Source organism: Thalassoroseus sp. (assembly GCF_984380535.1).
The window spans coordinates 80,392-106,270 of the sequence record NZ_CFHRBF010000020.1 but is presented as its reverse complement, the minus strand read 5'-3'; the positions used below and the strand labels follow the sequence as shown (position 1 = coordinate 106,270).

General features: G+C 53.6%; 12 protein-coding genes. 7 read left to right on the top strand and 5 right to left on the bottom strand.

Annotated elements, in window-relative coordinates; all coding sequences use genetic code 11:
* Window positions 1–56 precede the first annotated feature (56 nt).
* The 3 genes from AC5DDB_RS24665 to AC5DDB_RS24655 form a co-directional block, all read right to left on the bottom strand.
* Entirely contained in the window at window positions 57–6,242 is a 6,186-nt protein-coding gene (locus AC5DDB_RS24665; protein WP_491742420.1) for a beta strand repeat-containing protein, read from the bottom strand.
* A 234-nt stretch (window positions 6,243–6,476) separates the two neighbouring features.
* Entirely contained in the window at window positions 6,477–9,173 is a 2,697-nt protein-coding gene (gene ppc / locus AC5DDB_RS24660) for a phosphoenolpyruvate carboxylase (protein ID WP_491742419.1), read from the bottom strand.
* 260 nt (window positions 9,174–9,433) lie between these two features.
* On the bottom strand, window positions 9,434–10,303 hold the full coding sequence (locus AC5DDB_RS24655) for an alpha/beta hydrolase fold domain-containing protein (protein WP_491742418.1): 870 nt from the start codon (window positions 10,301–10,303) through the stop codon (window positions 9,434–9,436).
* Between the two features lie 206 nt (window positions 10,304–10,509).
* Here AC5DDB_RS24655 and AC5DDB_RS24650 point away from each other — a divergent pair, with 206 nt between their 5' ends.
* From AC5DDB_RS24650 to AC5DDB_RS24625, 6 genes are all read left to right on the top strand, one after another.
* Complete coding sequence (locus AC5DDB_RS24650) at window positions 10,510–13,572, top strand: PSD1 and planctomycete cytochrome C domain-containing protein (protein ID WP_491742417.1); 3,063 nt, start codon at window positions 10,510–10,512, stop codon at window positions 13,570–13,572.
* A gap of 3 nt (window positions 13,573–13,575) precedes the next feature.
* On the top strand, window positions 13,576–15,030 hold the full coding sequence (locus tag AC5DDB_RS24645; RefSeq protein WP_491742416.1) for a DUF1501 domain-containing protein: 1,455 nt from the start codon (window positions 13,576–13,578) through the stop codon (window positions 15,028–15,030).
* 33 nt (window positions 15,031–15,063) lie between these two features.
* Window positions 15,064–16,179 carry a serine hydrolase domain-containing protein gene (locus tag AC5DDB_RS24640; protein ID WP_491742415.1) on the top strand — a complete coding sequence of 372 codons (1,116 nt, stop codon included), beginning with the start codon at window positions 15,064–15,066 and terminating at the stop codon, window positions 16,177–16,179.
* Between the two features lie 235 nt (window positions 16,180–16,414).
* On the top strand, window positions 16,415–19,357 hold the full coding sequence (locus AC5DDB_RS24635) for a DUF1592 domain-containing protein (protein WP_491742414.1): 2,943 nt from the start codon (window positions 16,415–16,417) through the stop codon (window positions 19,355–19,357).
* Between the two features lies 1 nt (window position 19,358).
* Entirely contained in the window at window positions 19,359–20,699 is a 1,341-nt protein-coding gene (locus AC5DDB_RS24630; protein WP_491742413.1) for a DUF1552 domain-containing protein, read from the top strand.
* A 192-nt stretch (window positions 20,700–20,891) separates the two neighbouring features.
* Window positions 20,892–21,575, top strand: coding sequence for a sterol desaturase family protein (locus AC5DDB_RS24625; RefSeq protein WP_491742412.1), 684 nt, complete (start codon window positions 20,892–20,894; stop codon window positions 21,573–21,575).
* Window positions 21,576–21,735: 160 nt separating this feature from the next.
* Here AC5DDB_RS24625 and AC5DDB_RS24620 read toward each other — a convergent pair whose 3' ends face one another.
* Both AC5DDB_RS24620 and AC5DDB_RS24615 read right to left on the bottom strand, forming a co-directional pair.
* Complete coding sequence (locus tag AC5DDB_RS24620) at window positions 21,736–23,427, bottom strand: sulfatase family protein (RefSeq protein ID WP_491742486.1); 1,692 nt, start codon at window positions 23,425–23,427, stop codon at window positions 21,736–21,738.
* A 66-nt stretch (window positions 23,428–23,493) separates the two neighbouring features.
* Window positions 23,494–24,768: a tagaturonate epimerase family protein gene (locus tag AC5DDB_RS24615; RefSeq protein WP_491742411.1), complete on the bottom strand. Its 1,275-nt coding sequence runs from the start codon at window positions 24,766–24,768 to the stop codon at window positions 23,494–23,496.
* Window positions 24,769–25,006: 238 nt separating this feature from the next.
* On the opposite strand from AC5DDB_RS24615, the gene AC5DDB_RS24610 reads away from it, so the two are divergent.
* Window positions 25,007–25,879: a helix-turn-helix domain-containing protein gene (locus AC5DDB_RS24610; RefSeq protein WP_491742410.1), complete on the top strand. Its 873-nt coding sequence runs from the start codon at window positions 25,007–25,009 to the stop codon at window positions 25,877–25,879.

Below are 25,879 nucleotides of genomic sequence, written 5' to 3'. Positions count from 1 at the left end.
TAATCCCGAATCGGAGACCAATGTTGGATCGTAGCGTCTTTGAAACTCAGAGTGCCTTACAAGTAACCAACGCGGTTGCGGCCGGTTCGAGGATTCCAGAAGAAGAACTCGTCGGTATCGGGCGAACTAAAAACGTCTTCCGTGAGCCGCACAATGTGCTCGAATTCCCCGTTGATTGTCGACGGAGCAATTACACTGCTGACAACATTCGGCGAATTGCCCGGCGTGAGGTTGGTCAGTGCGACTCGATTGGCTCCGCTCCGCATGTTCCAAGCGAATACATCGTCTAATCCGTCACCGTTCAGATCCCCGATCACAATCCGATGGTAAGCCGAACCATTGAACGCACTCGGCGGAAGCATATTGGTTTGGAAACTATCAAAGCCGGTGGTCAGCCCTGGCGTTATCGTTTCCAAAACAACGAGACGATTGGCACCGCTCTGCAGGTTGATGAACAACAACTCGTCCAGACCACCTGCGCGGAACTGTCCGACATGCACCGTCTGGAAACTTCCATTGATAATCGTGGGATCGATGACGTTCGTCTGGAGATTTGCGACATCGCTATTCAACCCTACCGCGATCGTCTCGAAGTGGGCCACTCGGTTTCGACCGGTTACTGGATTCCAGAAGAACAAGTCCGTCGTACCGTCGCCGTTGAAGTTGCCTGCAACCACGGTGGTGAAGTCATTGCCATTGATGGCCGGCGGCGGAATGACATTCGTTTCAATCGCCCCATCGACAATCCCATTGCTCAAGTGAACGAGACGATTCCGACCGGTTCGCGGATTCCAGAAGAACAGTTCCGTTTGTCGCCCTTCATTGAAGTTTCCGACGACCACGTGATTGAAGTCATTGCCATTCAGTGCCCCCGGATCAATCGGGTTGTTCCAAATCGGCCCATGACCGTACACGATCCGATTGGCTCCCGAGATCGGATCCCAGAAGAACAAATCATTAGCCATGATCTCAATGCCATCGAAACTACCGCTTACGATTTTCTGATAACTTCCGTTGATGGCTGCGTTGTTGATACCTTGATCGATAATCGCAGCGTCTGACGCGGCTAAGTCGTCATTGAAAATATCGCCTCGCCCACTTCCGGCGACGGTCACCACATCTCGACCACCAGCCTGAATATTCGAAAGTACGACGAAGAACGCTTCGTCCTGTTCGGGCTGAGTGTCGCCGTTGACGTCGATCGTTATTGTCTGCGTTTCCCCTGCCGTCCCCGCGAATGTCAGAGTGCCAGTCCGAAAGACCAAATCGGTGCCCGACGCCGGGTCGCCGGCGGTTTCAGGACGGTTGATCGTCGAGAAATCGACCGTGAACGACCGATCCACTGCAAGATCCGAAGTCACCGTGAAGACGAACGGGCGGGTCCCGTCACTACCTTCAAACCCACTAACCGAATCGATGTTGAGGCGGGCGGTGTCGTCGTTCGTGATGGTGCCCACGGCTTGGTTATCAGCGAACAAAACCCCAAGTGTTCTCGGCTGTATGTTCGAAAGATTGAGGAAGAATTGCTCGTCGCGTTCCACCACCGAGTCGGCATTGACGTTCACGGAAACAATCGCCGAGGTGCTGTTGGCGGGGATGGTAACCGTACCGGTCTGGATCGCAAAGTCGGTCTCGTCGGCGGTGTCTGTGGCGGTTGTGAAATCGATATTCACAGGTTCCGAGATGGGAGCATCTAGCGACACCGTAAAGTTCAAGGTGCCGGCGTCTTCGTCTTGAGTCACGTCATTGATCGAGACTCGTGCCATCACACCTTCACCGTTGTCCCCGATGATTGTGCCCGTTCCCCGCGAATCGCCGAAGGTCACATCGCGACCGACATTGACGAGGTTCGAGAGTTCCACAAAAAACTGTTCGGCTCCCTCGTCGGTCGTGTTGTCCATTGTTAGCGGGACGGAGATTGTCGCCGTCTGATTGCCAGCCGGGATCGAGACGGTTCCCGATTGCGGCGTGAAGTCATTTGCATCAGCCGAGTCGGTGAGCGTCGCGAAGTCGAAGCGAATGGGCACGTCGATAGGACGACTCAGGGAAACGGTGAACTCGAGGGTTCCCGCATCTTCCGTTTGCACCGGGTCGTTGATGGTCAATACCGCGGCGTCGTCGTTGTTGAGATTGCCGGTTCCCTGTGCCAACCCCAGACTCACACTGCGACCGCTCGCGTTCGGGCCACTGAGATTCACGAAGAACCGTTCATCGAGTTCGACTGTGTTGTCGGCGGCAATTTGGACTGTCACGGGCACAGATAGACTTCCAGCAGGAATGGTAACGCTCCCCGACCGACCGGTGAAATCGCTAGTATCAGCCGTGTCGGAGACAGTGGCGAATTGAACGGTTGTCGGCACATCGACGGCGGTATCCAGCGTAAGCAGGAACGTCATCGGGCCGTCGTTTTCGTTCTGCGTCAGATTGTTGACGGAGATCGCCGCCGCATCGTCATTGCGAATTGTTCCAACACCCTGACTGTCACCCAAAGTCACCGCTCGCCCGCTGGGGTCGAGATTGGTAAGATCGATCACGAATCGCTCATCGAGTTCCACGACATTGTCCGCGACGACATCCACCGTGAAAGTTGCAGTGGTGTTGCCTGCGGGAATACTCAAGCGTGTTGGTGTCGCCGAAAAATCGGCGTCGTCGGTGCTATCATTCTGTGGTGTGATATCGAAGAAGACATCGACATCGGCCGGCAACGTCTGTGTTACGGTGAACGTCATCGTTCCCGCATTTTCGTCCTGGGTAATATCGTCAATCGAAAGCAATGCCGTTTCGACGTTGATGACCGTCGCCACGCCGACACCTTTCGTCAGACCGACACTGACGTTGTTCGCAATGGGAGTCCCTAGCGTGACACGAAACTCCCGTTGAAATGCAATGAGATTGTCCAATGCCAACGGAGCCGTCACCTGAGTCGAAGTGTTTCCCGCGGGAATGAAGGCCTTACCAGATGCGACCACATCGCCGGTATCGGCTTGTGGAATCGGCACCAAACTGTCCGGCACAGCCCCACCCGTTGGCCCCTGATCGGTCACCGTAAAGTCGACTTCCAAGTCCACCGCCAACGGTTGATTCAATGAAATTGTGAAGACGATCGGCCCGTCATCTTCTTCCAGCTGCACATCATTGACCGACAGCGATGGTGCATCGTCATCCAGAATCGTGCCCACACCTTGACCGTCTCCCACGGCCACATCGAACGCCCCCGATTGGACATTCTCCAAATTGACGAAGAACCGTTCGTCGTTCTCCTCGGTCATGTCGTCGGAGACACTAACGAGGAACGTTGCAGATGTGGAACCGGCAGGAATCGTGACGGTGCCGGCAACCGCTGTAAAGTCGCTCGAACTCGCGGTGTTGGTCGTCGTGAAATAGTCAACTGAGACATCGACGCCGACCGCTTGACTAAGCGATACCGTGAACCGCATGGCCCCGGTCGCTTCATCTTGCGTGACATTATCCACCGAGACCGTGGCATCATTCGAGTTAACCGCCTTATCGACACGCAGTGTGTAGTCGGAGCTCAACTTGCCGTCGCGTTCGCGAACAACATATGTGTAAACCCCCGTCTGCGGCAGATTCCGTTGGTTCAGTACGAAACCGTTGCGATTGTCGACGCCGATAGCGGTTTGTAGATGGGATCCATCGGGGGCGTAGAGTGTAATGTCCAAGCGGAACTGACTCGCACTTCCCTCCGCAAACTTCGTAAGCAGCAAATCGTCACCGGCCGAAGCGTTGATCGTGAATGTATCTATGTCTCCCTCGGCGATCGTGCCACTAATCGTTTCGCCACCGTTGAGAGCCGTATTATCGAAATCGATTGTGTCGTCGAAGACGATGGCAGTCAGCGAGTAACTTCCGATCGCATCCGTTTCCAGGTCTCGGAAGACATAGGTGTAGGTGCCCGTCTGAGCAAGGTCGTACTGATCCAACCGAATCCCACTGGTATTGATCGGGGGAACCGCCGTCTGCAGCAATGTGCCGTCTGGGGCATACACACTGACTTCGAGTTTGAAACCACCGCCAAAAGATCCGTTGGCCGCCAGAAATAAATCGTCACCAGCGTTTGCCTCGATCGTAAACGTGTCGATATCGGTGCGAGCGATTGTGCCGTTGACGGTCAAACCGCTGGTCAGTTCGACGGTGTCCAGCTCTGGAGTGCTATCGACCGCGACCGCAGTTAACGTGTAGTCCCCCGTGTCGTCACCATCCACCTCGCGAACGACATACGTGTAAGTGCCCGTGAGCGGGAGATTCCGTTGATCGAGCCGAAACTCCGAATTCTGAGTCACCCGTTGAAGTTCCGAACCGTCTGGCGAGTAAAGGGTGACCTCCAATTGATAACCGTCTGCTTCGTCAATCGAGAACAGCAAGTCCCCACCCGCCGTTGCATCGATCGTGAATGTATCGATATCGCCGGTGCCGATGCTGTCATTGACCGTCAAACCTCCGTTCAACGAACGATTGTCGGCATCAACGGTTTCGTCGACGACAACCGCCGTCAGCGAATAATTGCCAGTGTCATCACCACCGACTTCCCGCACCACATACGTGTAAGTCCCCGATTGAGGCAGGTTCTTCTGATCGAGACGAAACCCAAAGTTCTCCGTCACGCTTTGTAATTCCGTACCGTCCGGAGCATACAACGTCACATCTAATTGGAAGCCGTTGGCTTCGCCGATCGTAAACAACAAGTCCTCACCGACGGTGGCGTCGATCGTGTAGGTATCAATGTCGCCACGAGCGATCGATGCATTGACGGTGGCACCACTCATCAAGGCGATGTTGTCTGCATCGACGGTCTCATCGACCAGGACCACGGTTAACGAATAATCGCCGGTATCATCGCCGTTCACTTCCCGGACGACATACGTGTATGTGCCGGTCTGAGACACATCGCGTTGATCCAGTCGGAAGCCAGTGTTCTCTGTGATGCTTTGTAGCTCTGTGCCATCAGGTGCATACAACGAGACTTCCAATTGAAAGCCTTCGGCCTCACCGATCGTGAGCAGTAAATCCTCACCTGCAGTCGCATCAATGGTGTAGGTATCGATATCGCCGGTCGCGATCGAGGAATTGACCGTCGTACCACTTGCGATCGCCACGTTATCGGCGTCAATCGTTTCATCGACGACTACCGCCGTCAGCGAATAATTGCCAGTGTCATCACCATCGACTTCCCGCACCACATACGTGTAAGTCCCCGATTGAGGCAGGTTCTTCTGATCGAGACGAAACCCAAAGTTCTCCGTCACGCTTTGTAATTCCGTACCGTCCGGAGCATACAACGTCACATCTAATTGGAAGCCGTTGGCTTCGCCGATCGTAAACAACAAGTCCTCACCGACGGTGGCGTCGATCGTGTAGGTATCAATGTCGCCACGAGCGATCGATGCATTGACGGTGGCACCACTCATCAAGGCGATGTTGTCTGCATCGACGGTCTCATCGACCAGGACCACGGTTAACGAATAATCGCCGGTATCATCGCCGTTCACTTCCCGGACGACATACGTGTATGTGCCGGTCTGAGACACATCGCGTTGATCCAGTCGGAAGCCGGTGTTCTCTGTGATGCTTTGTAGCTCTGTGCCATCGGGAGCATACAACGAGACTTCCAACTGAAAGCCTTCGGCCTCACCGATCGTGAGCAGTAGATCCTCACCCGCAGTCGCATCGATGGTGTAGGTATCAATGTCGCCAGTCGCGATCGATGAATTGACCGTTGTGCCACTTGCGATCGCCACGTTATCGTCGTCAATCGTTTCATCGACGACAACTGCCGTCAGCGAATAATTGCCAGTACCATTACCATCGACCTCCCGCACCACATACGTGTATGTCCCCGATTGAGGCACGTTCTTCTGATCAAGACGGAACCCAAAGTTCTCCGTTGCACTTTGCAACGCCATCCCGTCGGGAGCAAATAACGTCACCTCCAACTGGAAGCCATTCGCCTCGCCGATCGTGAGTAGCAAGTCCTCACCGGTTGCGGCGTCGATGGTGTAACTGTCTTGTTCGCCGTTGGTGCTGATCGTTCCCATGACGGTCTCGCCGCTCGATATCGCGACCGGATCGACCGACAAAAGCGTTCGCGTTTCCAGAATTTCGACGGCCTGTATCGCAGGGGTACCGCGTCGACGATTCGTTTGCAGCTGTCTGGACCGTTGAAGGGCCTGGTTTCCCAGAATCAATCGTTCATATAGACCTGCCAACCAATACATCCAAGACATTCGTAATATCCCGTGCTGTCAGTCGTTCGACCGATGATCGTGTGTTTGGAGTCTCGCCCTTCACAGGCACCTGCACATGTGTGACATAACACACATCGCGCAGCATGAAAAGCGACTCCAAAGGAGATGGAACCTCACGAACAAATGCGGGCACCGAGATTGCCGATTTTTGCAGTTTTTTGCAGCAGATCGATCGAATCTGGGAAGAGCCGGACGATCGGCCGAAGACGACAATCAACCCGTATTGCGAAGACCGGATGCAATTCCCTGGATGGCGAGGCGGACGAGATTTGTCAGTTCATCGTCGTCAGGTTTATGGCGAATTCGCTTGAGCAAGATGATCTGAGCCAGGTTCAGCGGATCGACATATGGGTTTCGATTGCGGACAGCGTTCTTGAGCCATGTCACATCGTCAAGGAGTTCGGAATTATCCTTGATCATCAATACGGCCCCACGCGTGAGTTGAAACTCGGTCGAGATCAACTCCCAAATTTCCCGCCCGCTGTCTTCAGACGCCAACGATGCATACTCTTGGGCAATCTGCATATCGGCCTTGGAGAGGGCAAGTTCCGCGTTGTCGATCAGAGCCCGAAACATCGGCCATTGCTCGTACATGGTTTGCAAGCTTGACCAGGAAGAGTCATTTCGGTCGACGTAGTCGCGAATTGCCGTTCCCATGCCGAACCAAGCCGGTAACAAATGGCGTGATTGGGTCCACGCAAACGTCCAAGGAATCGCTCGCAGGTCGCTTAGTGTTCGGCGTTGGCCTCGTCGCGAGGGACGAGAACCGATCGGCAACGTTTCGATTTCGCTAATGGGAGTTGCACGATCGAAGTAATCGAGGAACCCTGAATGCTCGATCAACTCCCGATATTTTGCGAACGACTTTGTGGAGAGATGTTCCATGATCTCCACCCAGGTTCCGTCGGTTTCCAATTCGGGACCGGCACTGACGAGCAACGTGGCATTCAGAAGTTGTTCCACATGCCGATGTGCAATGACAGGGTCGTCATAGCGTTCGGAAAGCACTTCGCCTTGTTCGGTCACGCGAATGCGTCCACCGACAGACTTGGGCGGAAGCGAACGAATCGCCCGGGCTGCCGGACCGCCACCACGACCGAGAGCCCCGCCACGACCGTGGAAAATTGTCAACTCGATGTGGTGTTGTCGAGCGGAATTCGCAAGCTGCTCCTGAGCGCGATAAAGTTCCCAACAAGCGGTCAAATATCCACCGTCTTTGGTACTGTCGGAATAGCCCACCATCACCACTTGATTTTGCTGGCCGGTGGCAGGGAGGTAGTCCCGATATTGCTGGTCGGTGAGCAACGCGTCAAGAATGGCAGCTGAACTTCGCAGGTCTTCAATGGTTTCGAACAGCGGCACAATCGGCAAGCCGGCCAGATTTGTTTCATCGCCGTGAACTTGCACCCAGGCCGATCTCCACAGCCATAACACATTGAGAACATCTTGAGCCGAGTGAGTCATACTGATGATGTAAACACCGACAGCTTCCGGTCCCCAGGTTTTTACGGCATCGACGAGCAACATAAATGTCTGGAAGACTTCCCGAGCTTCTTCCCCCAATTTCTCAAGGTCGATCCGACTTGGCGATGTGTTGCGGATTACATCTGCGAGTTCCGACTCGTCGTTCCCGTCGGTTTGCAAGGCGACGACTTCTTCCAGACATTTGCGGTGGACCAGCGAATTCTGCCGGACATCCAATGCCGCAAAATGGAACCCGAATGTCTGGGCCACATCGATCCAAGGCTGTAGGAATTGATGCGAGATCCGTTGTCCGTGATTTCGCGTCACGCTGGTGTAGATCTCCTGCAAGTCGTCCCGAAACTCGTCGATCGATTGATAACTTCCGAGGACCGGGGCATCGGCATCGATGGATTCCAGTGTTCGCAGAATTCGGAATTCGATCGTTCCCAAAAACTGACGATAGGTTTCCAAGTGAGAAATCTTTGAGATCGCTTCGGTGAGCCCGGGGAAGTTCTCGCAGCAGGACGCGATTCGCTCCCGAAGCACGTTCTCTGATGCGATTTGATGATCCGACATCACGATCTGGTTTTTGAGTTCGCGACACAATTCCAGATGTCGCTCAAGAGCCGCTCGGCGTAATCGCGCAAAGGTTTGCTGAGTGATCTCGGCCGTCACGAACGGGTGCCCGTCGCGGTCGCCGCCAATCCAGGTTCCGAAGCTGAGAAATCGGGGAATGTTGAATTGATGATTGGGGTACGACTTGCGGAGGGCTTCACGCAACTCCCGGAAGATTCGCGGCACAACGACCCATAAAGTCGACGCGAAATGCAGTCCCCGACTGACTTCGCTCATCACGGGTGGTCGTTCAGGACGGACAAGGTCGCTTTGCCAAAGGACCGTGAGATCGGCTGCGAGTTTTTCTTCAATATCGACGCCCGGGTTCGTTTCGATCGCCGGTAGTGTTTTGCGGATGTCGCGAAGTAACTGGCGAGTCGTTCGACGTTTGGCTTCCGATGGGTGAGCTGTAAATACCGGATGAATTTCCAGGCGATCCAACCAGCGTTGGACTTCCAAAGCTGACAGTCCATGTTCGTGTAGATCAATGATGGCTGCCGCAATGGATTCCTCCCGCGGCACACCGAGCGTTCGCGATTGCTCATCGCGTTCGCCTAAGACATCAATTCGAACCTGGTCTTCCGCGGCGTTGGCTAAATCGAAAAACATGCTCAGCCAGCGGATCACCGCACGGAACTCGTCGGGTTCCAGTTCCGTCAGAGTTTCGACCAGTCGAGTTTCTGCATCCGGCAGACCGACGCGACGCTCGATCGACAACCGCCTGATCTTTTGCATCGAGTCTGCCAGCGATTCACCGACCTGCTCTCGAACAACGAGGTCCAACAAATCCACCAGGTAGTTCAGAGTCTTCTCGCGCTTGGGCGTAGTCATGATGTCGAGAATTCCAGCATCTGAATCGGGTTGCCGAGCTTCCGAGCAACCCTTGCGTTCTTTGGGATAGCACGGTTTTGTGTAGGGCGGACCGAATTATCGTGAATAATCCCGGCAAAGACCAGCCATTCGCAGAAACCACCAGATCGACGTAAAAACATCTCGGAAAGACCTCCGCGCAGACCGGTATCGACTGCACGGAAGATGGATTTCACGCGGAATCTGGTTGTGCAAGGACCTGGCTATAACCGGCTGGTTGGTTATGGGATCATGAGGTGCTTTCGCACGAATGCGGTTGGTCGTTCCGTGATGTTATTGTCTGCGCCAGCGACCCCATGGTTGCCACCGGGCACGATCACCAGTTCCGTCGTGACACCCACAGTCTTAAGTTTTTCGTTCAGATTGATGGCATGTTCAGGCGGAACAATATCATCGCGATCGCCATGCACCTGCATCAACGGCGGGTCATCTTTCGATGCGAACGTGATTGGGGAAACGTCTGCCACCAGACGGGCACTGAGTTTGTCTGCGGGAGTACCGGGCTGATAACCAATGAGTTGCCGATACGCGGGGTGACGATGATCAATGCTGCTCAACAGTTTCCAGTCAGTCGGGCCGGCAAAACTGACGGCACAACTCACACGGGACGAAAACTTTTCGACCGGATCGTCGGAATCCGTGTCGGCAACATCGTCGTGGAGAGCCACGTAGGCCGACAAATGCCCGCCAGCGGACCCTCCCGTCACAGCGATCCGCTGAGGATCAATGTTCCACTCACCCGCCTTGCTGCGAACAAATTGAATCGCACGGAGACAATCATTGACCTGAGCAGGATGCGTTTTCACATCGGTAAACCGGTATTCCACCGAAATCACCGAGGCCTCATTCCGCGAAACGAAACCTTGCAACCAACCGGGAATGCGATTCTTCGAACCAGCTCGCCAACCGCCTCCATGAATGTAAACAACGGCCGGTGTCGGTTGGTTCGATTTCACCAAGTACACGTCGAGACATTGCGACTTATGATCATCATCGTACGCAACATTCTGATGAGTCGGCGTTTGGGCAATCGCCAGACTTGTTCCGAGGAAGATTGAACTCAACAGAAACAAACACGTGTGGTTTCTCATCGTGCGACCCTGCGTTTAAGTGGCGTATGTTCTTAACAACCGTTTGATGTTACCGGCAAAGTCGTCGTTCTGGAATCACTCACGAATCGCATGGGGAACACATGGACGGTTGCTGCGGCAATTCCTCGTCGCCCTTTCGCATTGCGGGTTGTGTTTTCATACTAAGTTAAATTCATATGAGCGAGATTTTGCGAAAGAGACTTCGAATGACTGCCTCTGTCATCCGGCGATGGTCCATCGTGCTGGTTCTCGTCGGTGCCCGTTCTGCGGATGCTGCCGATGTGGAATTCAACCGGGATGTGCGACCGATTTTATCCAATCGTTGTTTCACATGTCACGGCCCCGACTCGGCCACACGTGAAGCGGAATTGCGGTTGGATCAACGCGAGTCCGCCACCAATGCAGCCCTCTCTGGGGAACACGCGATTGTACCAGGAGACATCGCTGCCAGTGAATTGATTCGACGAATCACTAGCGACAACGACGACGAGCGAATGCCGCCGGGCGGAAAGTCAAAAGCTCTGACTCCGGCGGAAATTCAAACCCTGAAAACGTGGATCAGCCAGGGAGCGAAGTACGCGTCGCACTGGGCGTTCAATCCACCGAAACAGCCAAAACTACCCGACGTTCAAAACACAAACTGGCCCAAAAATGAGATCGATCATTTCGTTCTTGCACACCTGGAAGACAAACAACTGCAACCCGCACCGGAAGCGAGTCGTGAGACGCTCATTCGTCGTGTGGCGTTCGATTTAACGGGGTTGCCGCCAAGTTTGGAGGAAATCGATGCGTTCGTCGAAGACTCGTCTTCTGATGCGTATGAACGCATGGTCGAGAGTTATCTCGACCGGCCCGCCTACGGCGAACACATGGCACGACATTGGCTCGATTTGGCACGGTATGCCGACAGCAACGGCTATCAATACGACACCGAACGCGAGCAATGGGTCTGGCGTGACTGGGTGATCGACGCTTACAACAAGAACAAACCGTTCGACGAGTTTTCCATCGAACAACTTGCCGGAGACTTGCTACCCAACGCGACGCCGCAACAGCGACTTGCGACGGGGTTCAATCGAAACCATGGCATCACGATCGAAGGCGGTATCATCGACGAGGAATACCGCACGGAATACGTGATGGACCGCTTGGTGACAACCGGACAAGTGTGGTTAGGACTGACGATTGGATGTGCCCGCTGTCACGACCACAAGTACGATCCGATTTCGCAAAAAGAGTTTTACCAACTCTATGCCTACTTCAATCAGGTTCCCGAACGAGGCATGCGTGGGTTTAATCCGCGTGAGCAAATTCCCTCTCCGTTGGCTACAGATCAACAGGAAGAGTTGGACAAGCAACTCGCGGAATTGAAATCGCAGTTGGAAACGCCCATTGATGTCGACAGACACCTTGAGAACTGGGCGAAGGAGTTAGCAGCGGAATCTCGTGACGGGTGGCATGTCCTGGAACCGATCGAAGCCAAATCGAGCGGCGGCACCACACTGAAAATCCTCGATGACAACTCCATTCTCGCAGGCGGTGCGAATCCCTCGAAAGATGTTTACACAATTGTCGCGACAACTTCCACGCAGAACATCACAGCAATTCGCCTCGAAGCTTTGACGCACGAATCTCTCCCCGGCGGTGGTCCAGGTCGGCATTCCAATTCGAATTTCGTGCTGAGTGAATTTGAACTGACAGCGGTTTCCACAGAAGATCCGACAAAACGACAGCCAATCAAATTTCAGAAAGCGATCGCGGATTACTCGCAGAAAAGTTACGAAATCGACAAGGCTATTGACGGGACGATTGCCGGCAATAACGGTTGGGCGGTCGACGGACCGACGCGCAAGGAAAACGCAACAGCGGTGTTCATCGCCGATAAACCGTTTGGGTTTTCCACAGGGACGCGGTTGGAATTTCGACTCCGTCACGAAGCCGGTTTCGCGACCCATGGCATCGGTCGACCGCGGTTGTCGACCACTTCCGACTCACCAAAACGAATCGAGTTTGACGACGTTCCCGCGGAGATTCGGCGACTTGCAGCAACGCCCACAACAACTCGAACAGAGAGCGAAACGCAAACGTTAAGAACATACTTCCTGGCCCATCACAATCCTCGACAGGCCTTGCAAGATCGCATCACCGTCTTGGAGAAACAAAAGGCCGCGGGCTTCCCGGCCACGATGATTATGCGTGATCTGCCTAAACCACGTGCGACGCATATTCTCAATCGCGGTCAGTACAACGAACCAACCGAAGAAGTGGCATTCGGCGTTCCGGCCGTTCTACCTCCGTTGCCAAAAGATGCTCTGGCGAATCGATTGGGGTTCGCCAAATGGTTGTTCGCCCCCGAACACCCTCTAACGGCCCGCGTTGCTGTGAATCGATATTGGCAACGCATGTTCGGTTCGGGGTTGGTGAAAACTTCCGAAGACTTCGGCATTCAAGGGGAGTTGCCAAGCCATCCTGAGTTGCTGGATTGGCTCGCCTTGGAGTTCATCCGCAGCGGCTGGGACATCAAATACATGCAACGACTGATCGTAAACTCTGCGACCTATCGACAATCGTCTCGGGTCGGTCGCGATGCGTATCGAACCGATCCCGAAAATCGACTATTGGCTCGTGGGCCACGTGTGCGTTTAGACGCCGAAGAAATTCGCGATGCCGCACTATTCGCGAGCGATCTGTTAGTGGACCGTATCGGTGGCAAGAGTGTCTATCCGTATCAGCCGAGCGGATTGTGGTTGGAGTTGAATAACCGCCCTGGCTACTCACAAGCCTACCCCCAGGGAAGCGGAGAAGACCTCTACCGACGTGGACTTTACACCTTCTGGAAACGCACGGCTCCCTCGCCGATGATGAAACTTTTCGATGCTCCGGAACGTGAATTCTGCACCTTACAACGATCCCGAACCAACACGCCGTTGCAGGCGTTGTTACTTCTCAATGGTCCGCAGTTCGTCGAAGCCGCTCGGCATTTGGGAGAACGCATGATCGAGCATGGTGGCGAGACAGTGGACGATCGATTGCGTTACGGTTTTCGGCTAGTGACATCGCATCAACCAACCGCAGATGAACTGCGAATTCTCAGCGACACACTCGAAGCCGAACTCAAACGATTCCAGCACGACCCCGTCGCTGCACGTCGCGTTCTGGAAGTCGGTGAGTCATCGTACTCGACCAAAGACAGCATCCACGAACTGGCCGCATACGCCAGTATCGCCCGGCTGCTGATGAACATGAACGAAGCCATCACCAAGGGGTAACCGATGAACTCTCCGATTCAAGATTTTCAGCTGTTGGAAAACCGACGACAGTTCTTCGGGCGACTCAGCACAGGCATCGGTTCTGTGGCGTTGGGTTCTTTGTTGAATCCGAAGTTGTTCGCGAAGGAAACACCGGGGGACCGGTTCGGCGGTATGCCGGGGATTCCACATTTCGCGCCCAAAGCCGAACGGGTGATCTATCTGCTGCAATCAGGGGCTCCCTCGCAGATGGATCTGTTCGACTACAAACCGTCGCTCGCAAAACTCCATATGACCGAACTGCCTGCAAGCATCCGGCAGGCACAACGATTGACCGGTATGACGGCCGGTCAAAAGAGTTTTCCGATTATCCAATCCCCGTGGAAATTTCAGCAGTGCGGTGAGTCGGGAACTTGGATCAGTGAACTGTTGCCAAAGATGGCTGGCGTGGCAGACGACATCTGCGTGATTAAGTCGATGCACACCGAAGCGATCAACCACGACCCGGCAATCACGTTCTTTCAATCGGGTCATCAGCAACCGGGTCGCCCAAGTATTGGGGCATGGCTTAGTTATGGCTTAGGGAGTGAGACAGAGAATTTGCCGGCGTTCGTCGTGTTGCTAAGCAAGAACACCTTTCACCAAGCTCAACCGTTGTACGATCGGTTATGGGGGAGCGGGTTTCTGCCGTCGAAGTATCAAGGCGTGAAGTTTCGCAGCCAAGGTGACCCGGTGTTGTACCTTACCGATCCTGCGGGAAACAGCGATCCTGCCCGCCGCGCAATGCTCGATCGCCTCGCGAAATTGAACCAGCTTCGCGAGCAAGAAATCGGAGACCCCGAAATTCTAACGCGGATTGCACAGTACGAGATGGCTTACCGCATGCAAACGTCTGTGCCGGAACTTGCCGATACTTCCAACGAACCAGAAAGCACGTTCAAACTCTACGGCGAAGAGGCGAAGCAACCGGGAACGCATGCGGCTAACTGTCTCCTGGCTCGTCGGTTGGCCGAACGCGGCGTCCGGTTTATTCAAGTGTTTCACCGTGGTTGGGACCACCATAGCAATGTACCAACTCATCTTCCGGTACTCGCCAAACAGACAGACCAAGGTTCGGCGGCCTTGATCACCGATCTCAAGCAACGCGGCTTGCTAGACAAGACACTCGTGATTTGGGGCGGAGAATTCGGCCGAACGGTCTACTCGCAAGGGAACCCGAAAACATTTGGTCGCGATCATCACCCGCGATGTTTTTCGATTTGGATGGCAGGCGGCGGTATCAAGCCTGGTATCAGTTACGGACGGACGGACGATTACTGTTACAACATCGAAGAAAATCCCGTGCACGTCCACGACTTTCATGCGACGATTCTGCATTGCCTGGGCATCGATCATGAGCGACTAACCTACCGCTTCCAGGGTCGTGACTTCCGTCTCACCGATGTGCATGGCCATGTGGTCGATGACATCCTTGTATAATCCCTGTTGCAATTCCATCCAGCTTGGCGACTTATGAATCTAGCAACACTCAAACGACGAACGTTCCTGCAAAGTGGACTTGCGTTACTGCTGAGTTCACGACTCAGTGCAGCATGGGACCAGGAATCTCTGCAGAGTGCCGGTGATATTCTCACGCAGGCCGCCGCGAATGGTGAAGTAGAATCAAGTGCCTTGTATGTCCGGCAGGGAGCTCAAGTTTTCTCGCATGTCTACGGGAAAGCTGAGCACGAAAATGCGATGTTTTTATTGGCATCGATTTCGAAAACAATCGCGATCGCGGCCGTGATGACATTGTTCGATGAAGGACGATTTCAACTCGATGACCCGGCACAGAAATATCTTCCCGAGTTTCGCGGGGACGGTCGTGAGAAAATTACCATTCGTCAGTTGATGACCCATGTATCTGGTTTGCCGGACCAACTTCCTGAGAACGCAAAACTACGAGCGGCCCATGCCCCCCTGTCGGCGTTTGTCTCTGCAGCCACGAAGACGCCGCTTCTGTTCAAGCCGGGTACGAAATACCGTTACTCGAGCATGGCGATTCTGCTAGCGACGGAAGTGGCTCGCAGAATCAGCGGGAAGTCCATTGCAGAGCTGACACACGAGCGAATCTACCACCCCTTGAAACTCACGCGGTCCGCCATGGGACTTGGTGATTTCCAACTTTCCGATGTGGTGATGAACCAAGTCGACCGTGCCGCCCCTGAATCCGGCGCGGGTGACCCCTCAACGAAATCCTGGGACTGGAATAGTTCGTATTGGCGAAAACTAGGAGCCCCCTGGGGAGCCGCCCATGGATCGGCTGAGAACGTCGCACGTTTCCTGCACGAGTTTCTCCATCCGACGGGAACCATCCTCAAACCTGCGACAATTCGATTGATGACGTCTAACCAGAACCGGCATCAATTGCGTTCGCGAGGCCTTGGTTTTGATCTCGGCCGCATTGGCAATACACCGGATCTCAGCCCGAGAACATTCGGTCATACCGGCTCGACCGGAACAATTTGTTGGGCCGATCCGAGTACCGACACGATTTGCGTCGTGCTGACAACACTTCCGCATCGTGCCGTTTCTCCACATCCCCGCGACCTGGTCTCAACACGTGTCGCAAGGATTGTCAAAAAGTAGTGGTCATCTTCGCCATCATGAGAGCAGCTTCTGCCTCACGGACGTCGTAGTCCATCAATCGGTCGTCATTCCCGTTCAAATCGGGCATCCGGTATTTCGTGGTGTTCGATGAGTCTCGACAGATGCTCAGACCGCACGAAACGGGAACCTGGTCAATTCGACATGGAACAGCATTGTTCGATATGATACGATTTCAGAGCCTTCCTCCCGCCGTTATGCCAACCTCGGAACCTCGATGAGTCTGACCCCTCGAACGTGTTGGTTGATCTCGCTGATTGTGACGCTTGGCGTCGGTGCAAACCTTTCCGCAGAAGAGACGAACAATCGGTCGAAGCTTCTCGATGACAAATTCCGTCAAACGATCAAACCGTTTCTGGAATCGTTTTGTTTGGACTGTCACGGAGCCGTCGATCCGGAAGCGAAACTCGATTTAACGGGTTTTGCATCGCTGGGTGATGTCACCGAATCGCACCAGACGTGGAAAGAAATCCTGCATCGTCTCGATGCGAACGAGATGCCGCCTGCGGAGTTCTCTCCGCAACCGACAACCGCGCAGCGGAAATCCGTCACGGAATGGATTCGCGATGTGCGTGAACACGAATCCCAACGCAATGCGGGTGATCCCGGTTCGGTGCTCGTCCGTCGACTCAACAACGCGGAATACAATTACACGATCCGCGATCTAACGGGTGTCGATATCCGGCCGACTCAAACGTTCCCGGTCGACCCGGCGAACGAAGCCGGGTTCGACAATTCCGGGGAATCGTTGACGATGTCACCGGCCCTCATGGCGAAATACCTCGAAGCGGCCCGTATGGTCGCGGACCATCTGGTGCTGACTCCCACAGATGTTCGCTTCGCTCCGCACCCGGTCGTTACCGAAACCGACCGTGATAAGTACTGTGTCAATCGGATTGTCGATTTCTACGCCAACCAGCCAACCGATCTCGCTGACTACTTCTTCGTATGTTGGCAAAACGCCTCGAATCCCAACGAGGGCCAACTTGCAAGCGTTGCGAAACAATCTCGGTTGAGCACGCAGTACACTCACACGGTTTGGAACATTCTTCACGAGAAACCCGCGTTTGGACCGCTTCAGGTGCTGCAGGATCAATTCCACAGCATCCCGGTCGACGCGACGGAAGACATGGCTCGTCGACAGTGTGAGTCGATGCGGAAGTACGTGCAGGATGTGCGTCCCAAACTCGCGAAGACTTTCAAGAACCTCCAAATTGCCGACGTCCACAAGGGGTCGCAATCATTGGTTCTTTGGAAGAATGAACAGTACGCCGCCAATCGGCGAAACTTCGATGTCGAACGACTCACACCACCCGACCGCGAGCGACCAAAGGGAACCCCGAAGGAATTCGAGTTGCCCGCGGATGAACAGGAACGAAAGCAATTCGTCGAAAGTGTCGCGAAGTTTTGCTCTGTATTTCCCGATGCTTTTTACATTTCGGAACGCGGTCGCGACTATCTCGGGGTCCCCAAGGAGAAACAAGAGAAAGGGCGTCTGCTGAGTGCCGGTTTTCATAGCATGATGGGATACTTCCGCGACGATACCCCATTGTGCGAGCTGATTTTAGACGATCACCAGCGGGCAGAACTCGATCGGCTTTGGCAGGAACTCGACTTCATTACTTCCGCCCCGACGCGACAGTACCTGGGTTTTCTATGGTTCGAACGTACCGATTCCCGCTTCATGCGTGACCCAGAGTTCGATTTCGCCCGTGCGGAAAACAAACAGGCTGCGTCGGCGGAGATGATCGAAGCACTCTCGAAGTTGTATCTGGCGAAAGCGGGAAAACGCGGGGGTGATCCAGTCGCCCGAAAAGCGATCGCCGATTATTTCACGAATATCAGCCGTCAAATCCGTTGGGTCGAGACGGCTCGAGTTACCGCAGAACCGAAACACCGCGACGCCCTTCTGGAATTTGCGTCTCGCGCATGGCGAAGAAAACTGACACCGACGGAGCAACAAGAAGTCCTCACCTTTTACAATGCACTTCGAACGACAGACGGGCTAGACCACGTCAATGCGATGCGTGATAGCATCGTCTCCGTCTTGATGTCGCCCCACTTTCTTTACCGCACCGATCTCATCAGTATCGGCGATGGACATCGAGAACTGACAAATTTTGAATTGGCAAACCGTCTGAGCTTTTTCTTATGGTCCTCACCGCCGGATGAAAAACTGCGGTCGTTGACAGAAAATCTGAACGAAGACGACGCACTCCGTCAGCAAGTGCAACGCATGTTGCAAGACGACCGCATCGAGGGACTGGCAACCGAGTTCATGACGAACTGGCTCGATGTCCGCCGATTCGAAGAGCACAACAGTGTCGACCGAGAACGCTTCCCGCAGTTTACCGATGAACTTCGGCAAGCCATGTTCGAAGAGCCGATTCACTTCTTCAAGGACTTGCTGCGGAACGATCGTTCGCTACTTGAACTCACGAATGCCCGCCATACTTTTGTCAATCCGGTCCTGGCGAAACACTATGACATGACGGGTGCCGTGAACTTCGCCGGAGGGGAATGGCAGCGTGTCGATCATGCGGATGTATTCGGTCGCGGCGGAATGCTGGGCATGTCGGTGTTTCTGACGAAGAACTCCCCAGGGCTGCGAACGAGCCCGGTCAAACGCGGCTACTGGGTAGTGCGTCGCTTGCTCGGCGAGATGGTTCCTCCACCACCGCCCAATGTTCCCGAGCTTCCGGAAGACGAGACAAAACTCGGCGAACTTTCGCTGCGAGACGTGTTAGCTCGGCATCGCGATCACGAAAGTTGTGCCGGCTGTCATCAGCGTTTCGATACGATTGGCTTGGCATTTGAAGGGTTCGGCCCAATCGGTGAACGACGCCAGAACGATCTCGGCGGCCGTCCCGTCGAAACTGCGGCGGAATTCCCAGGAGGATTCCAAGGCACCGGGCTCGACGGCGTTCGCAGTTACATCGCCGAACATCGCCAAGCCGATCTCATCGACAACTTCTGCCGCAAACTCCTGGCTTACGGCTTAGGACGACAACTTTTACTGACCGATGAGCCGTTAATCTCGGACATGAAACAACGTCTTCAGTCGAACGAATATCGTGTTAGCAGCGTGATTGAATCCATCGTCACAAGTCCGCAGTTTCGAACCAAACGCGGCCGGAAATACTTCCTTGAGGGCAACTAAAATGAACCAGCAATCGCATCGACCTGCCGCACTTTCTCGCCGCACCGTCCTCAAAGGAGCCGGAGTCGCCATGGCATTGCCTTGGCTAGAATCCGTACCCGTTTGGGGAGCGACGGAAACATCTCACACCGATGCCAACCCGTTCCCAAAACGGTTTGCGGCCTTATTCATGGCCTGCGGCATCAACGGCGAACATTGGTGGGCCAAAGGTGACGGAACCGAAATGGAGTTGGGCAAAACGCTCACACCATTAGAGCCGTTCAAAGAGAAACTTAACGTAATTTCCGGCCTGTTCAACAAAAACGCAACCGGCGTCGGAATTCACCCGGGACAGACCGGCAACATTCTTTCCGGCGCATCCCTGCAAAAAGGCGCAGAACTTCGCGGCGAAATCAGTGTCGATCAGTTTCTCGCCAATCACATCGGTCACGAAACGGTTCAATCCAGTTTGGTACTCGGTTGCGAACAACCTGTGACGGGTTATCACGAGACCAACTTTTCGATGGCCTACAGTTCGCACATCTCATGGCAAAACGCAACATCGCCGGTTCCAATGGAGGTCTATCCGGCGTTGGCGTTTGATAGTCTTGTCGAAAACCGCGGACTCAAACGCAATCAAAGCGTGCTCGATCGCATCCAAGAGCAGGCACGCAGCCTAAGTAACCGCGCCAGCTTTGCCGACCGCGCGAAACTTGATGAATACCTAACGAGCGTGCGTGAAGTCGAAAAACGGATCGAGCGTTTGCGAAGTCATCAAAACAAAGCCGTCGAGCGTTCCAAGCAGTCCGGCCAACCACTTGTCACGATGAAACGCCCCGACAACGGCCTGCCTGAAGATATCCGCGAACACATGAAGCTCATGTGCGACATCATCGCGATGGCCTTCCAGACTGATAAAACTCGGGTCGCGACGTTACTGATGTGTCGCGACATCTCTGGACTGTTTTATCCGTTCCTCAATGTTCGCAAGGCTCACCACTCGGGATCACACGACGACCGATCCGACGATTGGGAGAAAGTGTCTCGCTATTACTGTAGCCAAGTTGCGTATCTCGCCCAGCGGTTAGAATCGATGCCGGAAGGTGACGGCACCGTACTCGATCATTCGTGTTTGCTGTTCTTGAACAATATGTGGTCGGGCAGCCGTCACGACTCTAGTAAAGTTCCACTATTCACAGTCGGTGGACTAGGCGGCACCCTGCAAACCGGTCGCGTGCTCGACTATCACGATCAGGGAGACGACAACCGAAAGCTCTGTAGTTTGTATCTCAGTCTGATGAATCGCATGGGAGTTTCCACCCAACAATTCGGCGACGCTGAAAGTCCACTCGCAGGCCTGTAACAGCGGCCAGGCACTCGCCTGCGGAAAACGTAAACAACAGACTTCTAAAGGCGAAGGGTCTTGCCTTGAGAACGTCAGAAACCGCAGGCTTTCTCATGCCGCTGTGGATGGAGAAGACTGACAAACGGTCTAGTCGCTTGATCTTTGGTATTCGACTGAGATTTCTACCATCGTCGTCCTAAGAATCCTTGCATGCTCAACGACTTTGAGAGCCTCAGTTTCCCGGAATTTCTGTTAGTTTTGACGTTCGCTAATATCGCGATGTACCTGGGATCATGGTTGATCGTTCATCTCGTGCAATCGTATTCCAGCCATACATTGAACGTGAAGAAGGCTCACGTCTCACACGCCGACTATCTGTTATCGATACTCATCGTCGCGATTAACATAGCGGTGGGAACTCCAGGATGGTGGCTTTGGAAAGCCGGCGTGATACAACTTGTCGCGAAGGACCTTTTGTCGACGATCTTTGATCTCTTTCTAATTTTTCTTTACTTTGACTTTTCGATGTATGTCTTGCATCGGCTGATGCATGTCAATTGGCTGTACCGCAGATTTCATAGTCGGCACCATCAACATGTCGATGTCAACGGCATCAGTTTGTACCTAATGAGCCCTTTCGAAGCGCTCGGGTTTGCAGTCAGCCTCATCTTCTTTCTGACCATTCGCCCGTTCAGCTTCCACGCTTTGATGATCTTCCTTTTCATCAATTGGCTGTATGGAACTATGGGACACTCAGGCGTGACGATTCGAAATCGCTTGCTCTCTTGGCTAGTCGGTGACACGGAGTTTCACCACGCTCACCACTCGAAACTTGGCGGGAACTATGGTTTCTACACCGGAATGTGGGACTACATTTTTCGCACTCGTGCATGAATCGACAGTCATTGCAAGTCGGATTCCGCCAAGCACAGAGAACAACACGAGCCAGAGACTAGAGCAGTTTCCTTCGTATCGTAGCGACCTCTGCCTCTTAGAAGCCGGAAAACACAGGCTTTTCCGGCTTTCCTTGGGACATAAGAAACCGTAACCCAATTTAGTTGTCGGCCCCTACCCAGGTTCGAACATTTCGTTCGTTTGACTGAAGCTCCTTGAGCCGACGTTCTTTGTATTCGTGGGAGATTTGTCGTGCCTTGGCTCGGTCCGATTTGTCGTAGTCCCAGAATTCCTGAACGACCTTTTCACAAGCCGGGTAGTGCGAACCATCGTCACCCACGCGAGCACGTAGCTTCGTCAATCGAGTCTTTAGTTCATTGACCAACGCGGATTGCGACGGGTCATCATAGAGATTTCGGGTCTCGTGAGGATCATTGACTAGATCATAAAGTTCCCAACCGGGCGGTGTCCGATAGCCGCCATCGTAATTGCAGCCGTAATAATAGATAAGTTTATGCGTCTTCGTACGAATCCCGAGATGGGCAGGGTTGTCGTGGTGAGCCATATGCATCCAATAGCGATAGTACGCTTCTTTCTTCCAGTCATTTGGCTCCTGACCAGTTTCTAACAACGCTTTGAAGGAACGACCTTGCACGGAATCTGGAATTTCGGCCCCTGCAAACTCAAGCATCGTCGGGGCATAGTCAACGTTCTCGACAATAGCGTCTAGTTTCAAACCAGCCCGGATCGCTTTAGGGTATCGAACGAGAAACGGCATCCGCTGCGACTCTTCATACATCCAGCGTTTATCTTGATAGTCGTGCTCACCAAGCATAAAGCCTTGGTCGCCGGTGTAGATAATCAAAGTGTTATCGAGCTGTCCCGTCGATTCCAGATGAGCGAACAGTCGGCCGAGGTTGTCATCAATCCCCTTCACACAACGCAAAAGCTTTCGCAAATATGCATTGTAAGCGAGTCGTTGATTCTCCTTGTCTGAGTAGTCTTTCGGATCGTAGTCCTTCGGAAATTCGGCAGGGTACATCTCCGGAAGATCGCGAAGATAGGACCGACGCGGATTGCGAGAGCCAATCGATGTTCCAATATGGGGATTCAGTTCGCCGTCGTCGCCACGCGTCGCGATCGATCCAAATTTGTCACCACGATCCCACAGTGATGATGGGGCTGGAATGTCGACATCTGCAAGGTAAGACTCATAACGTGGAGCATTGTCGAAATAGTCGTGTGGCGCTTTATAGTGATGCATTAGAAAGAATGGCTTCTCTTGGTCCCATCCATCTTCTAACCATTTGAGTGTCAGGTCTGTGATTGCATCAGTCACATGCATTCCATCAAACTTGATGACATTCTTCCCCCACGGTTTGTTGCCGCGAACGCGAAACTCCGGGTTGTGATACTGACCTTGACCTGGCAAGACACAATAATAGTCAAAGTCGGCTGGCTCGACTTTCAGATGCCATTTGCCGATCATCGCGGTTTCGTATCCCGCTTTCTTCATCTGAATGGCGAGCATCTGTTTTCCGGGAGCTACGGATCCGCTGAGATCGAATGAACCGTTCACATGGTTATACTGTCCGGTCAGGACACAAGCGCGAGACGGTGAGCAAATCGAGTTTGTGCAGAACGCATTCGTCAGCAATGCGCCTTCACGGGCAAGGCGATCGATATTCGGCGTTGGCGCGATTTCCGCCAGACGCCCTCCATATGCGGAGATCGCATGGGCGGCGTGATCGTCCGACATGATATATAGAACGTTTGGCCTCGACTGAGCCAAACAATCAGCCGTGCAGGGCAGTGAAACCACCACCGCAAGAATCGCGACGTAAGTTCGCATCTGTTTCATAACGAGCGCCTTGGAATTGAACAATGAAGTTCACCAGTCTTACAGACCGACAGACTCTTACATACCAGCAGACAATGCTTCCAGGTGTCTGCAGAAGTGGTCCGCTAATACGTCTTTGTAAGTGTCGGGATGGGCTTTCACAACGGACTTGACGGCAGGCCCGAGTTCGGGATCAGTCAATGTGGAGCCGAAAGTACAATGGAGTATCTGACGGCCTGGCTCCGTAAATCCGACACCTTGCGGAACGTCGGCCCAACGCTCGAGATATAGTTTCTCAAGCTGCGATGAGTCTAAGTCATCATTAAAGTCGACCGCATCGTTGGTCGCTGAGACATGGTAGGTCGCTTTGTCAACGTCGTATCGCTCGCGGGCAAACTTAACGATCCGACGAAACAACGCTTCATCGTGACGCGCGACGACACGCAAAGCTTCGAGGTAACTTGTCCCTGCCGTCTTGACATGGAAACGCCCCTGAGTTGCCCGGGCGAGCGCGGCATACATCGAAATTTTATCGGAACCAGAGTGCAGACTAAGCTTGTATGGCCCTAACAGTTCCGCTATTGCGGCGTGATCGAAGAGTGATTTTTCAAGCTCCGTCAGATCGCCTTTATAGTCGACCCCTTTTTCCAACTCGCCGACGAATCGCGGTGCCAAACTCACGAGTTTCATGCCGTTCTTGAGGCATTGATCCGCGATGATGTAGTGTTCGGCTAGCGTTGTCGGTTGATCGGTTTCATCGACGGAAAGTTCGATTTCATAGTCGGCAGCTTTAGTCTCATGAACCTGACGAATATAGTCGCCAAGTTTCAAAGCTCTTTGGATGGCCCGTCCATACTTGACCGCAGCTCGCATACACGCTTCTTCGGGCAGTTCGATGTTCGAACCGGTCGGCAGTTTCACCGATTTCCCGACATAAGAGTCATACCACGCAGCGGAGTCGCGGTTCGCCTCGAATTTGTCACGCAGGTCCGATTCTGTATAGTCGTCGGCATGTTGATCGACATCATCCGATGGATCAATCGTAAAAAATGTGAACCCAACTTCCGCAGTCAGATCGACATCGTCTGGCGTCTTGAGATGGTCTGCGTCTGCACCGATTTTCCCCTCCCAACCGGCCAGTTTCGCTCCGTTCAACGCATCGTCCATGACTTCTCGGGCTGTGCGCTGCGTGCGAGTCATTTCGCGAATGGACTGTTGTGGAAGGATCGGTACGATCCCGTTTCCGGACCGCTTCATCGCTTCCACATGCCCAGGGGTCGCCAAGCCAATCCGGTCTCCGAACCCAAAACTCGGAGCCAGACCTAGAGTCACGCATTGCTGCTGATTCGTCACAGTATTTCTTCCTTTACAATCCGCGGTTTTGGCATGGGGTTCTGTCGGCCGCAATGAGAGAGCGGTAACAGTCGTATCGCAGAGTTCCCGTGGAGGGGCCGCTTCCTTCCACGTTCGCAACACAAGAGGGCAACCTTCGCGATACCGACATCTTCCAGATTTGTCACCGACATACAATAGCAGGACTTTACATTTGCATGTCAATTATTAACATCAATCTATGTCACACCGAGATTCCATGCGAGCGCTTCCGGAGTTTGTTTCCAAGCAGGTTACCGACGCACGACGCTTCTTTTTGAATCTCAATCCAAGTCTGGATTCGCCTTTGGAAGTCGTCTGCGGTGGTGTCGAAAAAACGCGGCCCGAGTACATTGTTGACCGTGACGATTTTCCCTATGTGGCGGTTGAATTTGTGACGGAGGGGGAAGGGACGCTGAGACTCGGCGGGCTCGATTACCCGTTGAAACCCGGTTCCGTTTTCGCTTATGGGCCGAACACGCCTCATACGATCCGCAGTCATGCCGAGCATGTCATGAGGAAATATTACGTCGACATTGTTGGCAAATTGGCTCCGAAATTCCTCGGCGAAACTGGCCTGACTTCTGCATCGAACGGTTATTGTGCCCTGACGGTCGGGCGGGCTCACGAGTTGGTCGAAGTCTTCGAATTATTGCTCCGCAATGGCCACAATGGCGGGCCGTTGGTCCGACCGGTTTGTCGCTCGATTATCCAGCTCCTATTCCTGAAGATTCAAGAATTGCGATTCACGCAGGAACAGTCGATGCCCCAGGCCTATTTTACCTACGAAAGAGTTCGAAAGTGGATCGACGAGAACTTCTTGCGACTGCAGTCCGCTCGCGACATTGCCAAGGAGTGTGAATTGACCCCCGTCCATCTTTCGCGGTTATTCAAACGGTTTTCCGACCAAGGGGCATATCAATATTTGCTGCGTCGAAAGATGAACTACGCGGCCGGCCTTCTGATGAATGAAGGTTTGATGGTCAAAGAAGTTGCGGAAAAAATGAACTTTGGTGACGCCTTCCGTTTTTCGCGGGCATTCAAACGCGTTTATGGTGTGCCTCCGACTTTGCTCACCCGTGCCAGTAGCTAA